22 protein-coding genes and 2 pseudogenes are annotated in these 24938 nt (G+C 37.9%); 15 read left to right on the top strand and 9 right to left on the bottom strand.

What is annotated here, in order from left to right:
• Positions 1-156 precede the first annotated feature (156 nt).
• The 5 genes from AC0IWE_RS19565 (at position 157) to AC0IWE_RS19545 (ending at position 5093) form a co-directional block, all read left to right on the top strand.
• The gene (locus AC0IWE_RS19565) at positions 157-1032 is read left to right on the top strand and encodes a cyanophycinase (RefSeq protein WP_055903005.1); all 876 of its coding nucleotides are present in this window, start codon (positions 157-159) and stop codon (positions 1030-1032) included.
• A gap of 148 nt (positions 1033-1180) precedes the next feature.
• Positions 1181-1945, top strand: a complete 765-nt coding sequence (locus AC0IWE_RS19560; RefSeq protein WP_471794393.1) for an isoaspartyl peptidase/L-asparaginase — start codon at positions 1181-1183, stop codon at positions 1943-1945.
• Between the two features lie 162 nt (positions 1946-2107).
• Positions 2108-2668 (top strand): hypothetical protein, encoded by a 561-nt coding sequence (locus AC0IWE_RS19555; protein WP_471794392.1) that lies wholly within the window; start codon positions 2108-2110, stop codon positions 2666-2668.
• Positions 2669-2902: 234 nt separating this feature from the next.
• Complete coding sequence (locus AC0IWE_RS19550; RefSeq protein WP_471794391.1) at positions 2903-3058, top strand: hypothetical protein; 156 nt, start codon at positions 2903-2905, stop codon at positions 3056-3058.
• On the top strand, positions 3033-5093 hold the full coding sequence (locus AC0IWE_RS19545; protein ID WP_471794390.1) for a carboxy terminal-processing peptidase: 2061 nt from the start codon (positions 3033-3035) through the stop codon (positions 5091-5093). Before AC0IWE_RS19550 ends, AC0IWE_RS19545 begins: the two co-directional genes overlap by 26 nt.
• A 208-nt stretch (positions 5094-5301) precedes the next feature.
• On the opposite strand, the gene AC0IWE_RS19540 is transcribed toward AC0IWE_RS19545, so the two are convergent.
• Positions 5302-6243: an SPFH domain-containing protein gene (locus AC0IWE_RS19540; protein ID WP_055902995.1), complete on the bottom strand. Its 942-nt coding sequence runs from the start codon at positions 6241-6243 to the stop codon at positions 5302-5304.
• A gap of 90 nt (positions 6244-6333) precedes the next feature.
• On the opposite strand from AC0IWE_RS19540, the gene AC0IWE_RS19535 reads away from it, so the two are divergent.
• Together AC0IWE_RS19535 and AC0IWE_RS19530 are read left to right on the top strand one after the other, a co-directional pair.
• Positions 6334-8376 (top strand): M13 family metallopeptidase, encoded by a 2043-nt coding sequence (locus AC0IWE_RS19535; protein WP_471794389.1) that lies wholly within the window; start codon positions 6334-6336, stop codon positions 8374-8376.
• Positions 8377-8650: 274 nt separating this feature from the next.
• The gene (locus AC0IWE_RS19530; protein WP_055903108.1) at positions 8651-8836 is read left to right on the top strand and encodes a hypothetical protein; all 186 of its coding nucleotides are present in this window, start codon (positions 8651-8653) and stop codon (positions 8834-8836) included.
• A 114-nt stretch (positions 8837-8950) separates the two neighbouring features.
• Here the strand turns inward: AC0IWE_RS19530 and AC0IWE_RS19525 are convergent, their stop codons facing one another.
• The 3 genes from AC0IWE_RS19525 to AC0IWE_RS19515 form a co-directional block, all read right to left on the bottom strand.
• Positions 8951-9136 carry a hypothetical protein gene (locus AC0IWE_RS19525; protein WP_471794388.1) on the bottom strand — a complete coding sequence of 62 codons (186 nt, stop codon included), beginning with the start codon at positions 9134-9136 and terminating at the stop codon, positions 8951-8953.
• A gap of 44 nt (positions 9137-9180) precedes the next feature.
• Positions 9181-10278, bottom strand: a complete 1098-nt coding sequence (locus AC0IWE_RS19520) for a CapA family protein (RefSeq protein ID WP_055902986.1) — start codon at positions 10276-10278, stop codon at positions 9181-9183.
• A 98-nt stretch (positions 10279-10376) separates the two neighbouring features.
• On the bottom strand, positions 10377-10934 hold the full coding sequence (locus AC0IWE_RS19515; RefSeq protein ID WP_055902984.1) for a C40 family peptidase: 558 nt from the start codon (positions 10932-10934) through the stop codon (positions 10377-10379).
• 506 nt (positions 10935-11440) lie between these two features.
• Between AC0IWE_RS19515 and pdhA the strand changes: the two genes are divergently transcribed.
• The 8 genes and pseudogenes from pdhA to AC0IWE_RS19475 all read left to right on the top strand — a co-directional run bounded on the left by pdhA (position 11441) and on the right by AC0IWE_RS19475 (position 20158).
• Entirely contained in the window at positions 11441-12436 is a 996-nt protein-coding gene (gene pdhA, locus AC0IWE_RS19510) for a pyruvate dehydrogenase (acetyl-transferring) E1 component subunit alpha (protein ID WP_269426432.1), read from the top strand.
• 30 nt (positions 12437-12466) lie between these two features.
• Complete coding sequence (locus tag AC0IWE_RS19505; protein WP_055902980.1) at positions 12467-14131, top strand: dihydrolipoamide acetyltransferase family protein; 1665 nt, start codon at positions 12467-12469, stop codon at positions 14129-14131.
• A gap of 140 nt (positions 14132-14271) precedes the next feature.
• Complete coding sequence (locus tag AC0IWE_RS19500) at positions 14272-16050, top strand: DUF885 domain-containing protein (RefSeq protein ID WP_471794387.1); 1779 nt, start codon at positions 14272-14274, stop codon at positions 16048-16050.
• A 198-nt stretch (positions 16051-16248) separates the two neighbouring features.
• Complete coding sequence (locus AC0IWE_RS19495) at positions 16249-16800, top strand: cupin domain-containing protein (protein WP_471794386.1); 552 nt, start codon at positions 16249-16251, stop codon at positions 16798-16800.
• A gap of 68 nt (positions 16801-16868) precedes the next feature.
• A pseudogene (locus AC0IWE_RS19490) lies at positions 16869-18103 on the top strand (serine hydrolase domain-containing protein).
• Between the two features lie 5 nt (positions 18104-18108).
• A complete protein-coding gene (locus AC0IWE_RS19485; RefSeq protein WP_471794385.1) occupies positions 18109-19092 on the top strand; it encodes a hypothetical protein in 984 nt (327 codons plus the stop codon).
• Between the two features lie 22 nt (positions 19093-19114).
• Positions 19115-19421: pseudogene (locus AC0IWE_RS19480) on the top strand (YbaB/EbfC family nucleoid-associated protein).
• Positions 19422-19480: 59 nt separating this feature from the next.
• The gene (locus tag AC0IWE_RS19475; RefSeq protein ID WP_055902966.1) at positions 19481-20158 is read left to right on the top strand and encodes a metal-dependent hydrolase; all 678 of its coding nucleotides are present in this window, start codon (positions 19481-19483) and stop codon (positions 20156-20158) included.
• Positions 20159-20260: 102 nt separating this feature from the next.
• Here AC0IWE_RS19475 and AC0IWE_RS19470 read toward each other — a convergent pair whose 3' ends face one another.
• From AC0IWE_RS19470 to polA, 5 genes are all read right to left on the bottom strand, one after another.
• Complete coding sequence (locus AC0IWE_RS19470) at positions 20261-20599, bottom strand: hypothetical protein (protein ID WP_055902963.1); 339 nt, start codon at positions 20597-20599, stop codon at positions 20261-20263.
• A gap of 181 nt (positions 20600-20780) precedes the next feature.
• Positions 20781-21248: a hypothetical protein gene (locus tag AC0IWE_RS19465; RefSeq protein ID WP_471794384.1), complete on the bottom strand. Its 468-nt coding sequence runs from the start codon at positions 21246-21248 to the stop codon at positions 20781-20783.
• A gap of 18 nt (positions 21249-21266) precedes the next feature.
• Positions 21267-21503, bottom strand: a complete 237-nt coding sequence (locus tag AC0IWE_RS19460) for an energy transducer TonB (RefSeq protein ID WP_471794796.1) — start codon at positions 21501-21503, stop codon at positions 21267-21269.
• Positions 21504-21561: 58 nt separating this feature from the next.
• Positions 21562-22077, bottom strand: a complete 516-nt coding sequence (locus AC0IWE_RS19455; protein WP_471794383.1) for a toxin-antitoxin system YwqK family antitoxin — start codon at positions 22075-22077, stop codon at positions 21562-21564.
• Between the two features lie 52 nt (positions 22078-22129).
• Positions 22130-24937 carry a DNA polymerase I gene (polA, locus tag AC0IWE_RS19450; RefSeq protein ID WP_471794382.1) on the bottom strand — a complete coding sequence of 936 codons (2808 nt, stop codon included), beginning with the start codon at positions 24935-24937 and terminating at the stop codon, positions 22130-22132.
• Position 24938 lies beyond the last annotated feature (1 nt).

The raw sequence follows: 24938 nt of genomic DNA, 5'->3' as shown, positions 1-24938 counted from the left end.
GTGTATTTGTTTTATTTTCAAGTACAATAACGTTAAATTTAGGTTAGATTATTTTAAGGTTTGTTAATAATTTGAATATTATTGACAAAAAAAGTCGTGTTTTTTTATCTTAAGCCTATATATTTGGGTTTTTTGATACAATATAATACACAAAGAATGGTTCCGAAAGGTAAACTCATCATTATTGGCGGCGCAATAAACACAGGTAGCTTCGCAGAAACGCAATTTGGCCTCCCTGAAAACATGAATTTTTTTGAGCGTGGAATTCTTAAACGGATTACTACAGAATCGTTAAGAGACACACAATCCCGCTTCGAAATCATTACTACGGCTTCATTAATGCCCGAAAAAGTTGGCGAAGAGTACATAAAGGCTTACGCACAACTGGATGTTCATAATGTTGGTGTATTAAATATCACCAATCGTGAAGAAGCCAATTCTGACGAAAATTACGAACGGATCAAAGCAGCTGAGGTAATTATTTTTACGGGTGGCGATCAACTCCGTCTTTCTTCGATCTTCGGCGGAACAAAAATTCACCAGATTTTACTCGAAAAATATAGAAATGAACCTGTGGTAATTGCAGGTACTTCTGCAGGTGCAGCGGCGAGTTCTAAAAACATGATTTACCAGGGTAGCAGTAAAGATGCTTTGTTAAAAGGGGAAGTGAAAATTACAGGTGGCCTTGGCTTTATTGATGATGTTATTGTAGATACACACTTTGTTCAGCGCGGCAGAATTGGCCGTTTACTATATGCTGCGGCCAGTAACCCGGGTATTTTAGGCATCGGCCTTGGCGAAGATACAGGTCTTTTTATCTCCGACGGGCATATTATGGAAGCGATCGGCTCGGGGATGGTGATTTTGGTAGATGGACGCAATATGGCCGATACCAATTTAACCGATGTAGAAATGGGCCAACCGGTTTCGATTAAAAATATGGTGGTACATGTAATGTGTGATGGTGACGTTTATGATTTAACAGACCATAGTTTGGTTATTCATCATCCAAAAGTTATTCCAATATCTTAAAAGAAGATTATGGTGTAGGATTTAAAGCCAAAAGCTCATAATAATTGTTTTAATACACAAATTTAACAGATGAAACTCATCATACACGGAGGCTTTTTCTAGTGAATCGTCTACCAATCAGGAAACAAAAAAGGCGAAACAAGATGCTTTGGCTTCAATTGTTACGCTTGGGCATGAATATTTAAAAACGCATACGGCTTTAGAAACCGTTGTGTATACTGTTGCACTGCTGGAGGATAATGAGTTATTTAATGCAGGTATTGGCTCACAGATCCAAAGTGATGGTAAGGTGAGGTTAAGTGCTGCTTTAATGGATGGCAAAACAGAAAAATTTAGTGGAGTGATCAATATTGAGGATGTTAAAAACCCGATTGAAATTGCACAGAACTTATTAACTTATGACGACCGTGTTTTAAGCGGAGCTGGTGCACAGCAGTTTGCCAGGGATAATGGGTTCGACTATTTTAATCCCATTACCGCGCAACGTCAATCAGAGTATGAAGCTAAATTAAATTCAAAAAACAATAAAGGCACTGTAGGTTGTGTTGCGCTCGATGCAGATGGAAATTTGGCTGCTGCAACATCAACCGGTGGCAAAGGGTTCGAAATTCCTTGCCGGGTGAGTGATTCTGCAACTGTTGCGGGCAACTATGCAAATCAATATGCAGGTATTTCCTGTACAGGTGTTGGCGAAGATATAGTGAGCGGGGCACTGGCTGCTAAAATCGTTACCCGTGTTACTGATGGCTTTTCTTTGAAAGATGCATCTGATAAATCTTTTGATGAACTTAAGGCTTTTGATGGCTTTGCAGGAGTTGTTGGCATAACCGCTACAGGCGAGGTATACCATTGCGATTCACACCCATACATGGTTTGGGCATCTTTTGATGTTAATTTACAGGTATTTAGCTGAAATTAGATTTAAAGTATTATTTTTGTTGCATGACCAAGATTGTATTGGCTTTGATTGGCCTTTTCGCATCATTACAATTACAAGCTCAAAAACATAGATAAAACTGAAATCCAGGAACCAAATGGAGGTAGCGCTATTAATATTGCGGTATCTAAATTTGATTTGGAAGACGGAAATTCTTTTTTTGAGGAAGCAGAAGATTTAGAGCGAAAAGGAGATTTTAACGAAGCCCTTACCTTATTCGGAAAAGCCGCTTTCGAATATAATGCCGTAAAAAACTTCAACAGGTACGGTCAGGCCATTATCAAAATGAGCAGCATGCATTATCAGTTGGGCCGTTTTAGTGATGCAGAACAGATTCTTTTAAACGTTGCGCTAAAAAACTATTCTAAAACAGGCAATAGAGCGGGTGTAATGAATACTTATAGCCTATTGGGTAAAGTTTATCTGGCAGATACCAAATACACGCAGTCGATGTGGTTTTATACTCAACAGGGTATCCTTGCAAAACAATCCAAAAATAATAACGCATACATCGAATCTATTTTAGGGATTGTTCAGGTAAAAATCAAAAAGAAGGATTTCACACTTGCCCTCCGCGATCTTAAATCAGCAGAATGGATTGCCAATTCAATTAAAACTTCTCAATATAAATCACAGATTAAAGATGCAAGAGAAGTAATTGCAAGTAAAACAACAAGCAAAAAAGTAAATCCAAGCTAGTTTAAGCATTTAAACCCTCTCTTCTTCCTCATAGCTGATCTTTTTGCGTCTTTAATTAGTCAAAATCAGTTCCCTTTTAAAACAAAAAATAAGGCTCAACGTTCTCCTATAGAAATTGTTAAATAAAAAGCTTTTAGTTAGATTTGATAAAGTTTTAACAAGAGACGGTAATAATGCTGTCTCTTTTTTGTTTTTTTGCTAAAATGGTATCATATTGGCTATATAGAATTGGAAATGGATTTTAAATCATTTAAAGAGATGTTAAAGAGAATATTTTTTGTAATTTTTACTGCGGCAGTACTTGCTTGTCATGCTGCACCTAAAACTCAGCCCATGGTTGAGGGTGTTACCAATGTAAAACCTGATGAGGCAACAACAATTGGTTATTAAGGAGGTTGTAAACCTGATTGAAAGCTATAATTACAAAAAAATTCAGATTAATGATTCCATATCTTCTATTATTTTAGATAAGTACATTAAATCTCTAGACCAGGGCAAGAATTATTTCTTAGCATCGGATATCAAGGAATTCGAAAAATACAGGTATACACTTGATGATGATTTTAAAAATGGCGATTTAAGTGGCCCGTTTTTCATCTATAATGTTTATGCCAAAAGGTTAAACGAATACTTTAGCTACTCTTTAGCGCAGATCAAAACCAAATTCGATTTCAATCAAACCGATACCTATGTTTACGACAGGGAGAAAATGCCTTGGGCAGTTTCTTCAACAGCTTTAAATGATACCTGGAAAAAACGTGTTAAATATGAACTGATCAATTTAAACCTAGCAGGAACAGCTGAAGCCAAGAATGTAGAAACATTAACAAAACGTTATCAAAACCTGCAATCTCAAACTTCAAAAACAAACAATCAGGATGTTTTCCAGATTTTGATGGATGCATTTACCGAATCAATCGATCCGCATACCAACTATTTTAACCCTAGCAATGCGGTTGCCTTTAACGAGGATATGTCGCGCTCATTTGAAGGTATTGGTGCCCGTTTACAATTGGAAAATGAAGTGGTTAAAATTTCGGAAATTATAGCCGGCGGACCTGCTTTTAAAGGCAAACAATTAAGTGCCGGCGACAGGATTATTGCTGTAGCGCAAGGCGATGGTGAATTTGTTGATGTTGTGGGCTGGAGATTAGACAATACCGTAACTAAAATTAAAGGTCCTAAAGGCACAAAAGTCCGCTTAAAAGTTATCCCGGTAGGTAAAGAAATGTCATCAAAACCAGTCATAATTGAATTGGTTCGCGATAAAATTATTTTGGAAGAAACCTCTGCCAAGAAAAAAGTTAAAACGATCAACAGCAACGGTAAAGACATTAAGATCGGAATAATTACGCTGCCTGCATTCTACGCTGATTTTAAAGCAGCAAATGCTGGTGATAAAAATTATAAAAGTACCACACGTGATGTAAGAAAACTGATCGATTCGTTAAAAACATATGATAAAGTAAATGCAATTGTATTGGATTTACGCGGTAATGGAGGTGGTTCTTTAGTAGAAGCCATTTCATTAACAGGTTTGTTTATTGATAAAGGCCCGGTTGTTCAGGTAAAAGATTTACGTGGCAAAATTGAAGTAGATGAAGACGAAAATAGTGGTGTAGCATGGGATGGTCCTTTTGGTGTAATGGTAGACCGCCTAAGTGCATCAGCATCAGAGATTTTTGCAGGGGCAATACAAGATTACGGACGTGGTATTATTATGGGAAGCCAAACCTATGGTAAAGGTACTGTTCAATCTTCTATCGATTTAAATAAATTGGTAAACCCAAGCATGTTACAAAGAGTTGCCGGGTTGGTTTCTAAAGATAAAACGGTAGGTACTTCGCCAAACGGCACGAGCCCTGCTGATATTAATTTAGGTCAGATTAACTTAACCATGGCTAAATTTTACCGTGTGGCCGGAAGCAGTACCCAACACAAAGGTGTAACGCCTGATGTTGTTTTCCCTTCTATTTATCCGATGGATAAAATTGGTGAAGATACTGAGCCATCTGCATTGCCTTGGGATGTTATTCCAAGTTCTAACTTTAAAGCAGTTGCAAACTTAACAACCGTTAAGGCACAGTTGATGAAAAACAGTGAGCAACGTGTTGCAAATTCATTGGATTTTAAATACCTGAAACAAGATATCGCCGATCTTAAAAAACGCGATGCTGAGGTTTCTGTAACGTTAAATGAAGCCAAGCTTAAAGCTGAACGTGAAGCTCAGGAAGCGAAAACACTTACCAGACAAAATGAATTAAGAGCATTGCGCGGATTGCCTGCAATTAAAAAAGGAGATAAAATTACCAAACAGGATGCTTACGATTTTATCGAAGATGAATCGTTAAAAGTTATGGGCGATTTTATGCAACAATCAGGTAATTATGTAATGAACTTAGGTTTAATGCCTAAGAATAATTAATCAGAAATATTTTTAACCAAAAAGGCCGCTTTAGTTTTTTGCTGAAGCGGCCTTTTATATATTACAAACACTTCGGAGGTTTCATCGGCACCTGGCCTATCAAATCTAAGAGGTCTAAATTATTGTGATTTCGGATATTCTTATCCGATATAGCAATTTAATCTGGTTAACTGTCTAATGCTAACATCCTACTGCACTTCAAAATAGGCTAGGCTTTCTTTGAAGAGGGTTCAGTTTGTTTATTCAATTGCATCGCCATCATTTCTTTCATGGTTTTATTCATTCCATCGGCACTTCCATCTAAAAAGATTACATTACCATCCCCATTTTCTGCAAAGTGTTTGATCGATTCAGTCCACATGGTAAATAAAATTACCGAAATATCCAGGTTAGCCTGTTCCATTTCCTGTGCAGCTTTGCTCATACCATGGGCAACCTCAGCTCTGAATAAAGCAATACCTTGGCCGCGCAATTGCGCAGCCTCACGCTCTGCTGTTGCTGCAATTTTAATGGCATTACCATCAGCTTCTGCAGCTTTAGTTTTGGTAATCAACAAAGCCTGACCTTCATTTTCTGCGGCAGCTTTAAGGTTGTTTGAAGCCACCACACGGCTCATTGAGCGCATAATTTCTTCATCAAAGGTAATATCATTCAACTGAAGATCCTGAAGGTGATAACCCCAGCCATCCAGTACCTGGTCTATCTGTTCCTTAACATGCAGTACAATTTCATTACGCTGAGCCAATACGTTGGCTTGTTTTTGTGTAGCTACATATGCCCTGATTGAGCCTTCAATCGTTCTGATCAACGCTTGCATAAGGTTAGTGGCATCTACGAATTTAAAGGCTACATTTTTAATGGTTTCTTCATCCTGGTTTACTACAGAATATAAAAGCATGGCTTTAAAATATACATTGGCCTGATCTTGCGTTACCGCCTGGAATGAAAGTTCTACCGAACGGTTTTGAATCGAAATACGCGAATAAATCTGTTCTATCAACGGAATTTTAAAGTTTAACCCCGGCCTTAACTGACGGCGGTATTTACCGAAAACCGTTACCACGGCAATGGTTCCTTGTTTAACAGTAACAAACGAGCTGAGTAGAATAATAAAAGCTACTATAACTACAATGTAAATGGTGTATTGCATAATTAGATTTTTTTATGAAGTTATAAAAAATTCATGCAAACTACATCAGGCATTTAGTAGCTTTAAGTTTTTCTAACTAATTCATAAACAATGAAAACTAAATTAATTCTTCCGGCGGCCAGCATTTTGTTGTTTGCTGCTTGTCAGAATAAGAAACATCAGGAAACCGAAACGATAACTGCGCGTACCGAATTTTTTGATAAAACAGGTATGGATACCACAGTTAAGCCAGGTGATAATTTTTTCCTGTATGCAAATGGCAAATGGATTAAAAACACCGAGATTCCAAAAACAGAAACCGGATGGGGCTCTTTTTATGTTTTGTATAATGATAACCTCAAAAACTTGGATAAGATTCTTGAAAGCGCGTCAAATTCAGATGGTGCTAGGGGAAGTGCCGAGCAAAAAGTTGGCGATTTTTATGCGAGTGGAATGGATACACTTACCATCGAAAAATTAGGTATCGAACCTATAAAACCTTTACTTTCGAAAATTGACGGGATAAAAAATGATAAAGATTTAATCAACTTTGTGGCTGATGGTTATAAAAATGGCGAAGGTGGTTTGCTAAGTTTTAGTGTAGAGCCCGATGATAAACTGAGTACCATAAATGCGCTGGCATTTTCACAGGCAGGCCTTACCTTACCCGATCGGAGCTATTACCTGGATCAGGATGATAAAGCAAAAAAAATAAGAGCAGAGTATATTAACTACATCACAAAGATTTTTAGTCTTGCAGGCGATTCAATAAATGCAGCAAAGTATGCAGATAACATTTTAAAGTTAGAAACTGCCATTGCACAATCGCATTCAACACCTGTTCAGCTCCGCGATCCACAAAAAAACTATAACAAAATGACAGTGGCCGATTTCCAGAAACAAACACCGAATATTGAGTGGAAATCTGTGTTGAATAAATTAGGCGCAACTACTGATACGATTATTGTTAGACAGCCGAAATATTATCAAACTTTATCAGGCCTGTTAAAAAGCCAACCTATTGAGGTTTGGAAAGAAAAGCTAAAATTTGATGCCTTAAACCGATCGGCCAATGCTTTTACCAAAAAATTCAGAGCGGCTAAATTCAATTTCTTCTCCAAAACGCTATATGGTCAGCAGGCACTAACAGAAAGGTGGAAATCCATTGTAAACGCTACAGACAATAGTTTAGGAGAACTTTTAGGTCAATTGTATGCCGAAAAGTACTTTAAACCGGAAGCGAAAGAACGCATGTTGACTTTGGTAAATAACTTACAAAAGGTATATGCAGAACGGATTCAGAAAGTGGATTGGATGACCCCGGAAACTAAAAAGAAAGCTTTGGAGAAATTAAATGCATTTATTAAAAAAATCGGCTATCCGGATAAATGGAAAAAATATGATGATGTAGAGGTTTCCAAAAATACGTATTATGCAAACCTCCAATCAGCAAATAAGCACGGCTATAAAGAAATGATGGATAAGCTGGGCAAAAAAGTTGATAAAACGGAGTGGGGAATAACTCCGCCTACAGTGAATGCCTACTATAATCCTTCATTTAACGAAATTGTATTCCCTGCGGGAATTTTGCAGTTTCCTTTCTTTGATTTCGCGGCTGATGATGCAATAAACTATGGTGCTATAGGTGCGGTAATCGGACATGAAATGACACATGGTTTTGATGATCAGGGCCGCCAGTATGATGCTGTAGGCAATTTAAAAGAATGGTGGACCAAAGCTGATGCAGATAAATTTAAAGCTAAAGTGGGTAAGGTTGAAACATTTTACAACAACTTCACTTTGCTGGATAATCAGCACGTTAACGGTTCATTAACTTTAGGCGAAAACCTTGCCGATATTGGTGGATTGAACATCGCTTATGATGCATTTAAATTAACTGAGCAGGGAAAAGGCGATAAAAAGATTGATGGTTTTACGCCAGATCAACGTTTCTTTTTAAGTTTTGCCCAGGTATGGAGAATGAAAACCCGTGATGAAAGTATGCGTGTAAGGATAAAAACGGATCCGCATAGCCCAGAAATGTTCCGGGTAAATGGCCCGGTTTACAATATGGAGGCGTTTTACAAAGCTTTCAATATACCTGTTACGGCAAAAATGTATGTTGCACCTGCAAACCGCTTGGGTGTTTGGTAAGCAATTGATTAAAATTAAATTATAGAATCGTCATTTCGAGCGGAGTTTAACGCAGTCGGGATATCTGAATATATAGGTCTCCCCATTTCGTTACGCTCCAGTCGAGATGACGGTTTTTTTTGTAATATTTTGTCTGATAGGTATTTACTGTTTTTATAAAATTTCTGGAAGAGATAATTTACAGGCAAATTGCATTTACAACACAAGCACTTTTTTGATCGATTTAAAACAAAAGCAAAGTTATTTTGTATTAGTCATATTAAAAAATAACCTCATGAATGTAAAACGCACTTTTGGAACCGTATTAACTATATTAGGAATAATAGGCCTAATATACGCAGGGTATGGTTTTGTAAACCACAATCAAAACTCAAGAGGTTTGATGGTTTATGGAATCATCGGATTGATATTCTTCGTATCAGGCATTGGCTTGGTAAAAAACACTAAAGACGAAAGCTAAGCTATTGTTTTTGTCTTATTTTTTGGGATAGCTGGAGGAGTATCGAAGGTGCTCTGAGGTTATCCCAAATTGTTTTTATTCTTAATCGGCATTTTGTTCGCTAAATTAACTGAATCACTTCTGTTTCTTTTTTTGCTTAATAATCTGGTATTGACTAAAAGCAACAAGGCACGCCGCTAAAATAATAATACCTGCCGATAATAAGTTCTTAGGATTCTGATTGATGTAATAAGCTGCTGCCAACACCAAAAGTGCCGCTGCAATACCTATGATATAATGAATGATTAATCCGGTTTTCATGGCGCAAATATTCTTAAATAAATTGAGATTGATGTCTTAGAAGATTAATCTTTTAAGCTAATCCTGTTATCAGCAAATTTCAGCTGATGGCCAATGAAATCAATATCCGTTAATTCTTTAATCCTTTTAAAGGCACCATAATTATCATCCAATGTCAAACGGTTGATTTTATCCTGTTTAACGGAAACGATATCCGCAAAAAGAAAATCTCCTTTAGCGTTTATTTTAAGCTGTAGCAAAGGAGCAATGCCATTATTTCCTTTTAGGCTGAACATGCCATAAGTGCAAAAATTACCCAGACTGTAAGCAATAAATTTATTTTTATATACTTCAACCGCACGGGTTACATGTGGGCCATGGCCTAGTACTACATCTGCACCGGCATCTATAACGGCATGTGCAAACGCATATACATTGCCTCTGTTTTCATTGTAAAAAATCTCATTTTTGCGCGGCACATGCTCAAACCTGGCACCTTCGCCCCCGCCGTGAAAAGAAACGATTACAATATCGGCCATCTTTTTTAAACGGGTTACTAAAGCTTTGGCACTATCTATCTTATTAATAGAAACGGTATTTTCATTTGGTGCAAAAGCACAGAAAGCATATTTTACACTATCCTTTTCAAAAATTTCGAATGGTTTGTTTACTTGACCCGCATAATGAATCTGTAACGAATCCAAAATTCTTGCGGTGTTTTTACGTCCTTTCGCATCAAAGTCGCCAACATGGTTGTTTGCTATGCTTAAAACATTAAAGCCTGCACTTTTGTAAATTCCTGCATACCGTTCAGGCATTCTAAATGCGTAACAGTTGTTAGGGTTGATGCCATTACATTTATTAGAGTTGCCAGAATTAAGGAAACAACCTTCAAGGTTCCCGAAAACGATATCACCTTTTAACAGGCTATCTACCGCATCAAAACTATTTAAAGCGTCATCGGGTGGCAAATTTGTTTTTGAAGGAAATGCTGAGCCAAGCATAATATCGCCTACAGCAGTAATGGATATCGTATCTTTTATTTTTCTGATTACGGTATCCTTTTTGGCAACTGTAGTGGTAATCTGGGCATTATTACTGGTGCAACTAATCAAAATAATCAGTGCAATAGCGGATATCATTAGTGTATTGAAGAACTTCATTATTGATTTAAGCGGTATAAAAAAATCCTCCAAAATTTCTTTAGGAGGATTATGTATGTTTTAAACTGTTAACTGAAAACCGTTAACTATATATTCGTTTATTCTACTTCAAATTCTTTCTTGAACGATTCTAAAACACGACCGCCTTTGTAAAAGTAACGGCTGTAATAAGGTTCGTTCAGGTTACTGATTACCACACCGCGAGAACTTGATGCGTGAGCAAATCTATTGTCGCCTAGGTAAATTCCTACATGAGAAATACTTCTGCTTTTTATTTTGAAGAAAACCAAATCACCTTCTTTCAAATCTTCTTTAGACAATGGATCTACCATGCTGAAAATATCGCGGGAATTTCTTCTGATCGTTGTGTTGAAAACTTTGTCGTAAATCGCTTTGGTAAAAGCCGAGCAATCAATGCCTCTTTTACTGTTTCCACCATAACTATATGGCGTTCCGATCCATTCGTATATAAACTTATATAGTTTTAAATTCGAAGTTGCATCTACTGCAACACCCATCACCTGTGAGAAATATTGCGAAGCAAGATTGTCGGGATCGTTCAGGTCTTTACCAGATTCTTTTGTTTTTGTTTGCGCAAATGCGGTTGAGAGCGTGCAGATAGCGATTAAGGTTGAAAACAAAAATTTTTTAATCATGTTATACAGTTATGTTTGGGTATTCACTTACACATTAACGTACACCACATGGGCTTATTGTTGGTTGTCAAAAGTATTGATTATACAAATGTTATCCAAATGTAATCTTATAAAAAGTGAAAGTTATTAACATTTTTATTTTTTATCCACGTTTTTTTAAAAAATATTTAAGCACAGAAAGGACTTTTTTCCCCGTGCCGTTCTCACATTAAATTTCGGTTCGGGATAAAATTATTGTTTTTTAAATTATGTAAATCCCGACTTAAACAAAATTATATTTTATCGTAATTTGATTCCGTATTATGATAAAGGGTGTTGATTTAATTATAGGAAATCGTACTAAAACCGCCGAAAAATTGAAAAGTCCGGTTAGTTGTTGCATTTAATTGTAAAACAACTGTTAAATCTGATTTTAACCCTAATACTATGATGTTTTTACACTAGAAAGTGCCAAAAATTACAATAAAAAAATTAGATTTGCTGTCGCAAAAAACAAATATCCTAAAATGAGTGCAGTAGAAATAAATAAAGATACCTGGTTAAAGTGGTTTGAGTCGATGTTGCTTATGCGCAAGTTCGAAGAAAAAACTGGCCAGTTATACGGACAACAAAAAATACGTGGCTTTTGTCATTTATACATTGGACAAGAAGCTGTAGTTGCAGGTGCAATATCTGCAATGCAAAAAGGTGATTCAATGATTACAACTTACCGTGATCATGCCCATGCCTTAGCTTTAGGAGTTAGTGCCGATAGTATTATGGCAGAAATGTACGGTAAAGCTACAGGTTGCTCTAAAGGTAAAGGTGGTTCGATGCACATGTTCAGTAAAGAACATAACTTTTATGGTGGTCATGCAATTGTTGGCGGTCAGATTCCATTAGGTGCTGGGGTTGCTTTTGCAGAAAAATATAAAGGAACCGACAATGTTAATATTTGTTACATGGGCGATGGCGCGGTGCGTCAAGGTGCATTAAACGAAACATTTAACATGGCCATGCTTTGGAAATTGCCTGTTGTTTTTGTTTGCGAAAACAATGGTTATGCAATGGGTACCTCAGTACAACGTACCACCAACATGACCGATATTTATAAAATAGGTTTAGGTTTTGATATGCCATGTGCACCGGTTGATGGTATGGATCCTGTTGCGGTTCATAACGCAATGGATGAAGCAATTCAACGTGCACGTAAAGGTGAAGGACCTACTTTCTTAGAAATGAGAACTTACCGTTACCGTGGTCACTCAATGTCTGATCCGGCAAAATACCGTACCAAAGAAGAATTAGAAGATTATAAAGCAAAAGATCCGGTTGAGCATGCAAGAGAAACTATTCTTAAAGAAAAGTATGCAGATCAGGCCTGGATTGAAGAAGTAGAAGCTAAAGTGAAAGCAACTGTAGATCAGGCAGTGAAATTTGCTGAAGAATCTCCTTGGCCTGATGCATCTGAATTATACAAAGATGTATATATGCAACAGGACTACCCTTACGTAATGGACTAACAATATTTAGATTTCAATTAATTAGATATAATGGCTGATGTAATTAAAATGCCCAAGATGAGCGACACCATGACCGAAGGGGTTTTGGCGAAGTGGCACAAAAAAGTGGGCGATAAAGTGAAAAGCGGCGATGTTTTAGCAGAAGTAGAAACTGATAAAGCAACAATGGACATGGAATCATATTGGGATGGCACGCTTTTATACATAGGTGTAGAAGAAGGATCATCTGTACCTGTTGATGCCATTATGGCCGTTATCGGTAAAGAAGGCGAAGATTATAAAGCTGCTTTGGAAGCTGAAAAAGGTGCTGAAGCACCAAAGGCCGAAAGTACTGATGCTCCAAAAGCTGAAGAGAAAAAAGAAGAAGCTGCGCCTGCACAAGGTGGTGGTTTAACTGAAGAAGAATTGGCTGCTAAAGGTGTAACGGTAATCCGTATGCCTTTATTAAGCGATACCATGACCGAAGGCGTAATTGCCGAATGGCATAAAAAAGTTGGCGATAAAGTAAAAGATGATGATGTTCTTGCTGATGTAGAAACCGATAAGGCAACTATGGAAGTAATGGGCTACGCAACCGGAACTTTATTGCACATTGGTGTAGAAAAAGGTGCTGCTGCGAAAGTAAACGGAATTATCGCTATTGTTGGTCCGGAAGGGACTGACGTAAGCGGAATTTTGGCTGGTGGTTCTGCCCCGGCTCCTAAAGCTGAAAGTGCCGAAGCACCTAAAGAAGAAAAACAAGCTACAGCTGCAGATGCAAATACATCTGCTCCTGTTGCAGAAAGTTCATCTGATAGTCGTGTTAAAGCATCTCCTTTGGCAAAGAAAATTGCTAAAGATAAAGGAATCGATTTAGCACAGGTTGCAGGTAGTGCAGAAGGTGGTCGTATCATTAAAAAAGATATCGAAAACTTTAAACCATCTGCTGCTCCGGCTAAAGCAGAATCTGCTTCGGCTCCGGCTGCTGAGAAAGCTGCTGCTCCTGCACCGGTTATTCCTCAATATGTTGGTGAAGTTAAATTTACTGAAGCTCCGGTTTCGCAAATGCGTAAAGTAATTGCAAAACGTTTGGCAGAAAGTTTATTTACTGCTCCACATTTCTATTTAACCATCAGTATTGATATGGACAACGCAATGGCTGCCCGTACGGCTATTAATGCAGTTGCTCCTGTTAAAGTTTCTTTCAACGATATCGTAATTAAAGCGGTTGCTGTTGCATTGAAAAAACATCCTGCGGTTAATTCATCATGGGGTGGCGATAAAATCAGATTTAACGAACATACCAACATTGGTGTGGCTATGGCTGTTGAAGATGGTTTATTGGTTCCGGTGGTGCGTTTTGCCGATGGCAAATCTTTATCTCACATCTCTGCAGAAGTAAAAGATTTTGGTGGTAAAGCAAAAGCAAAAAAATTACAGCCAGCAGATTGGGAAGGTTCTACTTTCACAGTTTCCAACCTGGGTATGTTTGGTATTGATGAGTTTACTTCAATTATCAACTCACCTGATGGTGCAATTTTATCAGTTGGTGCTATCCAGCAAGTTCCTGTGGTTAAAAATGGAGCTGTTGTTCCTGGTAATGTAATGAAATTGACTTTAGGTTGCGATCACCGTGTGGTTGATGGCGCAACAGGTGCACAATTCTTACAAACTTTAAAAGGTTTATTGGAAGAACCAATCAGGTTATTAGCATAATCACTTAGCGATTTACAATTTCAGCTCAAGCTGACAATATATTTAAAGCCATCCTTTCAGGATGGCTTTTTTGCGTTTAAAGCTTTTAGTAAATGGCCACATATTTTACTATTTTTGAATAGAACCATAAACCAAACTAAATGAAAAAGATATTTCTATTTGCGGCCTGCATTATGGCACTTGTTGCCTGTAAACAAAAAAGCAGCCTGGATAGCAGTGCTGAAAATAAAGCTTTTGCCGGCATGTGCGAACAGTACTATCAGGACGGATTAAAATTGAATCCCATTAATGCAACTTACATTGGTGATGAAAGGTATAACGACCTTTTGGCCAATGATGGATCGCAAGCCTATTTAAAGGCATATAGATCTTACAACGAACGTTACCTTGATAGTTTGGGTAAATATGATAGAGAAAGCCTGAATGCAAATGATAAATTATCTTTCGATTACTTGAAAGATCAGTTGGATATCAATCTTGAGGGTTTGAAGTATCATTTCGAATACCTGCCCTTTAACCAGATGTTTGCTTTGCCGCTAACCATTGGTCAGTTTGGGTCGGGTACGGGGATACAGCCGTTTAAAACCGTAAAAAATTACGAAGACTGGTTAAAGCGTGTAGATGCTTTTTCGGTATGGGCAGATACTGCAATTGGGAATTTTAAAAAAGGTGCAGCTGCCGGTATTGTATTGCCTAAGGCATTGGTGGTAAAAATGATTCCTCAAATGCAAAGCATGGTGGTGGCAAAGCCCGAAGAAAGTTTATTTTATGGTCCGATTAAATTAATGCCTGGTAGCTTTTCTGCGGCTGATAAACAAAAACTAACCACAGCTTATCGCAACTCCATCACCAATGTGATTATCCCCACCTATAAAAAACTGGGTGATTATCTCCAAAATGAATATTTACCAAAAACCCGAGCAACATCTGGTTATTCTGCCATGCCAGGTGGTTTGGCCTGGTATACTTACCTGGTTAAACAACAAACAACTACCAACAAAACACCCGAGGAAATTTATCAAACAGGTTTAAAAGAAGTTGCCCGGATTAAAGGGCAAATGGACAGCATCAAAAATTTGGTTGGCTTTAAAGGCGATTTAAAGACTTTTTTCGAGTACATGAAAACGGATAAAAAATTTATGCCTTATAAAACACCTGAAGAAATTTTGGCTGCTTTTGAGAATATCCACCAAAGGATGAAGCCGAATTTGAAAAAAATGTTTGATGTGGAGCCTAAAACCCCTTTCGAAATACGCCAAACGGAAGCTTTCAGAGCAGCATCGGCCAGTGCAGAGTACAATCAGGGTTCGGCAGACGGAACACGCCCCGGGATATTTTATGTACCTATATTAGATGCCAAAACTTTTAATACCACTTCAGGAATGGAATCGCTTTTCCTTCATGAAGCAATCCCAGGTCACCATTATCAGATTTCTTTAACGCAGGAAAACAAATCGCTGCCTAACTTCCGCCGTTTTGGTGGGCATAATGCTTACGTAGAAGGTTGGGCATTGTACTGCGAATCGTTGGGTAAAGAACTGGGCTTGTATCAGGATCCTTATCAGCACATGGGCGCATTGGGTGATGAGATGCATAGGGCAATCCGCTTGGTGGTTGATGTGGCCATTCACACTAAAAATATGACCAGAGAGGAAGCCATAAAGTATATGACGGATAATGAGGCCATCAGTGATGAAGGTGCAACGGCAGAAATCGAACGTTATATGGGTATTCCTGCGCAGGCTTTGGGTTACAAAACCGGTGCAATGAAAATAAGGGAATTAAGAACAAAGTATGAAAAAGAATTAGGTCAGAAGTTTAAATTGGCAGCTTTTCATACAGCAGTTTTAAAAGATGGATCTTTGCCATTATCTGTTTTTGAAGCAAAGATGGATGCCTGGGCTGAAAGCCAGAAATAGGATAGTTTTTTGTTGTAAATAATTGTTCAAAAAGTCGTCATTTGAAGCGAAGTGCAATCTAGCCGGGAATCTGTCTGAATGAATCCCGTTAATCGATGCCTCATACAAATGACGGCTATTGTAGAAATGTGCATGAAGCAATCAAATCTTTAAACCCTTTGCCAATAACTTTGTTAACTATAAAAACATCCCTAAAACATGGACAAAGAAAAATTGATACAAGAAGCTTACCTAGTTGCGCATAAAATTGAAGAGAACGGCAATTTCCCGAATAACCCAACTTTGCCATTAATGATTTACAAAGGCACCTTTAGGCTTCATCCTGACGACAGCGAAGAGGTAATTAAACGTGTTTTTGCGCAGAATGGTTATACCAATGCCTGGGTTGATGGTATTTTCGATTATCACCATTACCATAGCAATACACATGAGGTAATGGGCGTTTTCTGCGGCAAGGCCGATGTGCAGTTTGGTGGCGATCATGGGGTTTGTATTGAACTGGATAAAGGTGATGTAATCATTATCCCCGCAGGTGTTGCACATAAAAAGCTGAACTCAAGTGAAGATTTTACTGTTGTTGGCGCGTACCCGAATGGTGCCGAATACAACATGAAATATGGCAAAGCCGAAGAGCGGCCGGAAGCAGATGATGAGATTGCAAAAGTTAAAAATCCGGATAACGACCCGGTTTATGGAAGTAAAGGTCATTTATTGGAGTGCTGGTATAACCAAAATTGCGAAAATGTGTAAAACTCTTTCGTTTTAACCGTCTAAAATTCTTTAATTTTCGGGTTTTAAATACACTATCCTTAATATAAATGAATTTTCGATACATCTGTTCAGCATTAGCCCTCTCTGTAACTTTACTAACTGCATGTTCAAGCAAAAAATCCGAGGAGAAAAAGGCGGCTGAAAAAGAAAATCCGTACCAAAGATGACGACAAAGCCGATAGCCTTTTATTGGTTTACAATCCCCAAAAGGGAGATAAATGGATTGCTGATTTTGTAGATAATCTACACCGGAAATTCGGTTTCAACGGAAATATGCTTGTGGCCAAAGATGGTAAGATCCTTTACGAAAAAGCCATAGGCTGGGCTGATTACCTGCACCGCGATAGTTTAAACATCAACTCAGAATTTGAGCTGGCATCGATTACTAAAACGTTTACAGGCACTGCAATAATGCAACTGGTAGAAGCAGGGAAGCTTTCGCTAAACGATAACGTAAAAAAGTTTTATCCTAATTTTCCATACGAAGGGATAACCGTGAAACTATTGCTCTCTCACCGAAGCGGTATGATGAACTACGTTTATTTTATCGATGATATCTGGCGGAAAGAAAAACGCAATATGAAAAAAGGCGTTACCAACCAAGAGGTTATGGATGTAATTGCCGAACGTAAACCAAATCCGTATACCAAACCCGACAACCGTTTTCATTATAACAACTCAAATTTTATGGTTTTGGGGGCCATTATTGAAAAAGTAACCGGACAGCGTTATTCTCAATATATGATGGAACATGTATTTAAGCCTGCCGGGCTAAAGCACACCCATGTATACAGCACCACTGAATATGAAAAAATACCTGTTGATGTGGTTGGCCATGACCGCAATAGCTTTAGGTATTCTGTTGCACAGAATTTTTTAGATGGGCCGGTGGGCGATAAGGGTATTTACAGTACAGTGCACGATCTGGTATTATTTGATAAATATTTGAAAAACGGAAGATTATTAAGTAAAAAAAGTTTAGATTCTGCATATACCGGACATAATAAACCTATAAATGGCCACTTTAACTATGGTTATGGATGGAGAATGTTTTGATGGAGAGAAAATGGACAAAGTGGTTTATCATACTGGCTGGTGGCATGGTTTCCGCCATATTTATGTTAGAGATTTAAACAAAAACATTGTTATTGTGTTTTTAGGCAACCTAACTAACGGAAGTTTAATGCATCTCGATGATTTATACAAACACTTTGATATGCCGATTATCCGTAAAGGTGCTTACCATGGCAACGGAAGTTTGCCAGGCTCAGACGAAGATTAATTTTTATGGCAAAAACTAAGTGGATTATTGAACCAAGTACATTAACCATCTATCCTAAAAGAAACTTGAGGATAATTGGTATTATCTTTTTCGTACTTATTGCGGCTTTTATTTTCTATCTGTCAAGGTCGGTTCAAGGTTATTCATACGGCTTAACTTTTGGGTATTATATCTTTATGCTGCTCATCCCACTATTGTTAGTTTTTGTAGCCGAAACTAAAATTATCTTTGATGGCAACAGCAGGAGATTATATAAAAAGATTGGTTTTTTGCCTACCGGATCTATTGCCTTTGATGATATTGCTTCGGTTCAGGCCTATGAAATACTGGGAAGTGGTTTTAATTACAGGCTGTTTAAAAAGAGTAACAGGCACGGAAAAGGCTTAATCGTTTCTTCTGGTTACAGCAAGGCCACCAATGCCAACCTCATTCAATTTCAACAGGAAGTACTGCCAAAAATTGATGAACTTGTTTTTGCCAATGCCCCGGTTATCCCTAAACAGGCCATTTACGATTTTAAATTTTTTAAAGAAGAGGGTGGGGTTTACCTGCTGCGCGACAATAAAATAGGCAGTTTAATTATCGGATTATTCCTGATCGGTATTACTGTTGCCATCCTACTTACCCCAAATGCTTTAAGTAGTGAAGGATCTATCAAAAGGTTATTGATAACCTATTTCCCGGCGGTTATCGGTTTGGCATTACTTTTTGCAGCAACTTCCAATATTCGTTTTGATAAAACTCAGCGTAAAATAATCCGTTCTACATTTGCTGGTCGTGTGGTAAAAGAATATCCTTTCGATGATCTGATCCGCTTCCAGATTATCCGTAAAACAACAAACCTTATTTATTCGGGTACCGAAGTTAGGGCGGAGATAGAAATTCCGGCCAAAAACAAGGCAATTACCTTAATCCTTAAAAATTTTATTGGTACAAAAAAAATCGATCGCTTTATTGATGAGGCGAATACGATTTTAGGCAGAATTTAGTTTAATATAAAACACATCCATTATGTTCGATAAATTATTTGCGGCACAACAAAAAGCCGAAGAAATTAAAAAACGCCTCGATACTGTATCAGTATATGGCGAGGTAGAAAACGGTGCAATAAAGATTACAGCAACAGCAAATAAAGCTATTACTGCTGTTTCTATTGATGAAGAATTTTTAAAAAGTGCTGATAAAGAGGAGTTGGAAGAGTTGTTACTAACCGCAATTAACAAAGCTTTGGCAAGTGCCGAGGCAGGTAAGTGCAGCAGAAATGCAAGCTTCCGCACAGGATATGCTTGGCGGGTTGGGCGGCATGTTCGGGCAATAATATCATGAGCTTTTATTTGCTTCCAATATTAATTATACTCAAATTTTGATAAAATAATCATGAAATACACCTATTATGGCCAATCTTGTTTCTTATTAGAAGCAGCTGGAAAAAAACTATTGTTCGATCCGTTTATCTCACACAATCCACTTGCTAAAAAGATAGATATTACTGCTATTGAGGCAGATTATATCTTGGTGAGCCATGGCCATGCCGACCATGTAGCCGATTTGGTTCAATTGGCCAAACAAACGCAAGCTACGGTAATTGCCATGCCGGAGGTTATCGAATGGGCTGCAAAGCAAGGCATAGAAAAAGTACATGGTATGAACTTTGGTAAATTTACCTTCGATTGGGGAACCGTACGAATGGTGCCTGCAACACATTCATCTGGTTTACCTGATGGAAGTTATGGTGGTAACCCTGCTGGCTTTGTTTTAGAGGTAGATGGTAAACAGATTTATTTTGCAGGTGATACTGGATTAACCATCGAAATGAAAGTGCTTGCCGACATTTATAACCTGGATTATGCCATTCTACCAATCGGTGGAAATTACACCATGGATGTTGATGATGCCTTAATTGCTACTAAATATTTTGATTGCGATCAGGTAATTGGCGTGCATTACAATACTTTCCCTGTAATTGAAATTGATACTAAAGTAGCTTTGGATAAGTTTGCACGTGAAAATAAAACCTTATTACTGCCAGAAATTGGCGAAACGATAAGTTTATAGTTTTAGCGGATGTTCCGCTGCCTTCAGTCGGGATGACGAGCTTAAGAAACAAAAAAGGGCCTCTGATTTTAATCGGAGACCCTTCAAATTATAAACCTGAACCTAATTCTTTTTAGCAGCTTCTTTGTTTGCTTTATAGCGCATATCTGCTGTACCATCTTTTTTAGTTGGACCAGCAACCTTAGTTACCGCTTTTGTTTTATTTTCTTTAAAACGCATATCTGGCGTACCATCTGCTTTTACTTTAGCAGCTGTAGTAGTCGTTTTTGTTTCTACTTTTTTAGCCTCTTGTTTTGCACCTGCTTTAACCGGTGCTGTGGTAGTTTTTACTTCTTTTTTGGCAACCATCTTAGTTTTAGCTGGTGCTGTTGCCGGTGTTTGAGCAAATGCTGTTGTTAAACCAAATGCTGCGATTGCGATTAAACTCAATAACTTTTTCATAATTCTTTGATTTTTTTTTAGTTGTTATGAAGCTTCTTCGTTTTACTCCGAGGTTTCATAATCTTTAATTTTTGTTTTACTCGTTTATTTGTTGATATAAAATTGATTAATTGGTATGAAGTTTTAATGAAGATAATAAAATTTGAGTTGATTGTGATATTTATTATTGGGCTTGATCTAACTAAACTTTGGTTTTTCTCAAAATAAGTTTATAACCATTATTGTGATCATTAGCAAAAATATTGGATAATGTTTGTCCGCCACCATCAAATTTCGCACTTGGTTTTTTAGCGCTAAATTCGGTTTGATAAGTTTTGTTTATCGAAATAGACTTATCTTTTGGATTAATTAACGTAAAAAATATGTTTTTGCTACACGAGCTTTTATCTTGGGCATATATCGAAATTGATTTGACAATTATGCCGTTTGTTTCTACAATAATAGAATCAACAGTAGTCAGAAAGTCCGATTGCCTGTTTTGGATCAGGTTTTTTACAGCAATCTCTTTATTTATTGAGGCTTTGAGCAAATTTGCAGTCTGGATGTCTGCGCTTAATATTTCCTGAATTTTGTCGAAAGATTTATCCGTTTGTGCAACCGAAATATGCGCCACAAATAAAATAATTGCAACAGTGAGTAAAACTTTCATTTTTGAGCGTTACCTAGATTAATTAATTACAAAGTTGATTATGATTTTGGTTTGCATAGCAGTAGGCTTGCCGAACAATGTACCAGGAAACCACGGCGGTGATAATTTGAGCACCCTAATGGCTTCCTGACTTAGCATATCGTGGGGTGATGAAAATATTTCGATATTGGATAATCGGCCATCAGTATTTACCGTTGCCGAACAAATTACTTTACCAGTAAGGTTTGGGGCAGGAAGGCGAAGCGTTTTGCTCAGAAATTTATAAAATTTAACATTACCTCCTTTAAAAATGGGTTCGGTTAAAATATTTTTCTTAGCAGCCGGCTGATTGTTTTGATCTAAATAAATACTGTCTGTTAAATCGCCTGTGGCATTGTAAAGCTCTTTTTGCCGCCAGTTGTTCGTTGGGATAAAAGATTTTCCATTCGCCGGTTTTTAAACCCTGATTAAAGGAGCCCTGATGTTGAATGTGGTCCTTATCGTAATATGACTTGAATGGACCGTCAATTTTGTTGTTCTGGAAATGAATTTCCTGCGCTGTATTGCCCAATGAATCGTAAACTATCCATTTACCTGTTTTAGCATTTTTGCTGTAATGACCGTGAATAAAAAGCTTGCCATTTAAAAATTCCTGATAACTCCCATGATGGTTTTTCAGTTGTTCGTCAGCAAAAGTCTCTTTTTTGAGCAGAACAAAGTTTTTATCAGCCGTAGTTTTAACCCATGCTAACGTGTCTCTCCTATTAATTTTGTATACGTTAACATTTTCCTTTTTTGCTTCTGCACCGCCAAAATTATAGGTTACAAGCGTATCGCTTTTCTGTGCCATGCATGTAATAAATGTTAAGCAGCAAATCAGAAATGGTAAAAACGTTTTCATGTTAATGTGCGGCCAACCAATTATCACCCTCACCAATTTCGACTACAATAGGCACAGTTAATTTAATTGCATTGCTCATTTTATCCTGGATGATTGCTTTCATCGCATCTTTTTCTGATCTCAATACGTCAAACACCAACTCATCATGCACTTGCATGGTCATGGTTGATTGCATATGCTGGACTTTCATTTCTTTATGGATATTAATCATGGCTATCTTGATCATATCTGCCGCAGAGCCTTGTATCGGTGCGTTAATGGCATTTCGTTCGGCAAAACCCCGCACAGTTTGGTTGGCAGAGTTAATATCTCTTAAATAGCGTCTTCTGCCCATTATCGTTTCCACAAATCCATTTTCTCGGGCAAAATTCATGGTATCACTCATGTAGCGTTTAATACCTGGGTATTGTGCAAAATATTGTTCGATAATTTCTGCAGCTTCTTTGCGCGGAATACCTAAATTTTGAGATAAACCAAAAGCAGATTGGCCATAAATAATTCCAAAGTTTACCGCTTTTGCATTTCTGCGCTGTGTGCCGTCCACCTCTTCAATGCTAATGCCATATACTTTTGCAGCTGTTGCGGTGTGGATATCGATGCCTTTGCTAAAGGCATCGAGCATGTTTTCTTCTTTACTGATTTCTGCAATAATGCGCAGTTCGATCTGCGAATAATCTGCTGATAACAAAATGTGGTTTTCGTCTCTTGCAATAAATGCTTTACGTACTTCCCTGCCACGTTCTGTACGGATTGGAATATTCTGTAAGTTTGGGTTGTTAGAACTTAACCTCCCTGTAGCGGCAACAGCCTGATTATATGAGGTATGTACCCTTCCTGTTTTTGGATTAACCATTAATGGCAGTGCATCAACATAGGTTGATTTGAGTTTCTGCAACTGTCGGAAATCTAAAATATCCTGTACAATATCGCTTTTGCTTGCCAAAGCGCTTAAAACATCTTCTCCAGTCTGATACTGGCCAGTTTTGGTCTTTTTAGCTTTTGGATCAAGCTGAAGTTTATCAAACAATACTTCTCCGAGTTGTTTTGGAGAGGCCAGGTTAAATTTGATTCCGGCTTTATCATACACATTCTGCTCAAACTTGATAATTTCGGTTTCAAGCTCTTTAGAATAGGCCTGTAAGGTTTCAATGTCAATCCGAACACCTTCTTTTTCTATATCTGCCAAAACATACACCAAAGGATTTTCTATTTCTTCGGCCAGTTTTGCGGCATTCAATTCTTTCAACTTAGGTTCAAAAATGTGTGCAAGCTGTAGGGTTACGTCTGCATCTTCAGCGGCATAATCCACTACATCTACCACTGCAACATCACGCATGGTGCCTTGGTTTTTGCCTTTTGCACCAATTAATTTAGTAATGGATATGGGCGAATAACCAAGGTAATTCTCAGAAAGAACATCCATTCCATGCCGGGTGTCGGGATCAATCAGGTAATGGGCCAGCATGGTATCAAAAAGTTTGCCTTTAACCTGAACACCGTACCATTTCAACACCAGGATGTCGTATTTGGTATTTTGACCTATTTTTTCGATCGCTTCATTTTCCAGTACAACCCTAAATTCGTCTACAATAGCTTGAGCTTCTGCTCTTTCGGCCGGAACTGGTATATAATAGCCGGTGCCTGGTTTTATAGAGAAAGATAAGCCCACCAAATCGGCCATGTTTGCATCTGTACCGGTGGTTTCGGTATCAAAAGAGATCCGCGTTTCAGCTAGCAAAATTTTAATTAAATCGGCTCGTTGTTCTGCAGTTTCTACCAGTTTGTAATCGTGTTCTGTATTTTCGATGGTTTTAGGTGGAAGTTTTTCTGCAGGTTCTTCTTCAATCGTGTTGGTGTATTGAATTGCTTCACCCGTTTGGTTGCCAAATAAATCCGTTTGTGTTCCTTCCTGAAAACGGGCTGTTGTAACCGAAAATTCATCACCAAATACCCTTCGCCCTAATGTTCTAAATTCCAATTCGGTAAATAACGGCTCTAATAAATCGCGGCTTGGATCACAAAGTTCTAAACTTGCTTCATCCAGTTCAACAGGAACATCGAGTAGGATGGTGGCGAGCTTTTTGGAAATTAAACCCTGCTCTGCAAAATTTTCTACGTTTTCGCGTTGTTTTCCTTTTAATTCGTGAGCATTTGCAATAATGTTTTCCATAGAACCGTATTGCTTAATCAAAGCTTTAGCGGTTTTTTCTCCTATGCCGGGTATACCTGGTATGTTATCAACCGCATCGCCCCATAAGCCTAAAATATCTATTACCTGTAGCACATTTTCGATTTCCCATTTGGCCAATACTTCTTTTACGCCCAAAATTTCCATATCATTACCCATACGAGCAGGCTTATAAATGAAAATATTTTCTGAAACCAATTGAGCAAAATCCTTATCAGGCGTCATACAATATACCTGATAACCTTTTTGTTCTGCTTTTTTGGCCAGTGTACCAATAATATCATCTGCCTCGTAACCATCAGATGTTATTACAGGGATATTAAAACCCGTAATTAATTTAATCACATATGGCATTGCTGCCGCAAGATCTTCGGGCATGGCCTGGCGGTGTGCTTTATATGCTTCGAAAGATGTATGTCTTTCTGTGGGTGCTTCGGTATCAAAAACAACTGCAATATGGGTTGGTTTTTCTTTCTTCAAAACATCCAGCAAGGTATTGGTAAAGCCCATTACTGCTGATGTATTGATGCCTGTTGAGGTAAAACGCGGGTTTTTACTTAATGCAAAATGCGCCCTATACATTAGCGCCATACCATCGAGGAGAAAGAGTTTTTTATTCATG

This window comes from Pedobacter sp. AC402, assembly GCF_979252805.1.
Note: the sequence above shows the minus strand (reverse complement) of the source record. Positions and strands in the feature narration are given on the sequence as shown.

Coding starts and splice junctions, on each gene's coding strand:
- AC0IWE_RS19565 (WP_055903005.1), top strand. CDS start 157: ATGGTTCCGAAAGGTAAACTCATCATTATTGGCGGCGCAATAAACACA.
- AC0IWE_RS19550 (WP_471794391.1), top strand. CDS start 2,903: ATGGATTTTAAATCATTTAAAGAGATGTTAAAGAGAATATTTTTTGTA.
- AC0IWE_RS19545 (WP_471794390.1), top strand. CDS start 3,033: ATGAGGCAACAACAATTGGTTATTAAGGAGGTTGTAAACCTGATTGAA.
- AC0IWE_RS19540 (WP_055902995.1), bottom strand. CDS start 6,243: ATGCAATACACCATTTACATTGTAGTTATAGTAGCTTTTATTATTCTA.
- AC0IWE_RS19535 (WP_471794389.1), top strand. CDS start 6,334: ATGAAAACTAAATTAATTCTTCCGGCGGCCAGCATTTTGTTGTTTGCT.
- AC0IWE_RS19530 (WP_055903108.1), top strand. CDS start 8,651: ATGAATGTAAAACGCACTTTTGGAACCGTATTAACTATATTAGGAATA.
- AC0IWE_RS19525 (WP_471794388.1), bottom strand. CDS start 9,136: ATGAAAACCGGATTAATCATTCATTATATCATAGGTATTGCAGCGGCA.
- AC0IWE_RS19520 (WP_055902986.1), bottom strand. CDS start 10,278: ATGAAGTTCTTCAATACACTAATGATATCCGCTATTGCACTGATTATT.
- AC0IWE_RS19515 (WP_055902984.1), bottom strand. CDS start 10,934: ATGATTAAAAAATTTTTGTTTTCAACCTTAATCGCTATCTGCACGCTC.
- pdhA (WP_269426432.1), top strand. CDS start 11,441: ATGAGTGCAGTAGAAATAAATAAAGATACCTGGTTAAAGTGGTTTGAG.
- AC0IWE_RS19505 (WP_055902980.1), top strand. CDS start 12,467: ATGGCTGATGTAATTAAAATGCCCAAGATGAGCGACACCATGACCGAA.
- AC0IWE_RS19500 (WP_471794387.1), top strand. CDS start 14,272: ATGAAAAAGATATTTCTATTTGCGGCCTGCATTATGGCACTTGTTGCC.
- AC0IWE_RS19495 (WP_471794386.1), top strand. CDS start 16,249: ATGGACAAAGAAAAATTGATACAAGAAGCTTACCTAGTTGCGCATAAA.
- AC0IWE_RS19485 (WP_471794385.1), top strand. CDS start 18,109: ATGGCAAAAACTAAGTGGATTATTGAACCAAGTACATTAACCATCTAT.
- AC0IWE_RS19475 (WP_055902966.1), top strand. CDS start 19,481: ATGAAATACACCTATTATGGCCAATCTTGTTTCTTATTAGAAGCAGCT.
- AC0IWE_RS19470 (WP_055902963.1), bottom strand. CDS start 20,599: ATGAAAAAGTTATTGAGTTTAATCGCAATCGCAGCATTTGGTTTAACA.
- AC0IWE_RS19465 (WP_471794384.1), bottom strand. CDS start 21,248: ATGAAAGTTTTACTCACTGTTGCAATTATTTTATTTGTGGCGCATATT.
- AC0IWE_RS19455 (WP_471794383.1), bottom strand. CDS start 22,077: ATGGCACAGAAAAGCGATACGCTTGTAACCTATAATTTTGGCGGTGCA.
- polA (WP_471794382.1), bottom strand. CDS start 24,937: ATGAATAAAAAACTCTTTCTCCTCGATGGTATGGCGCTAATGTATAGG.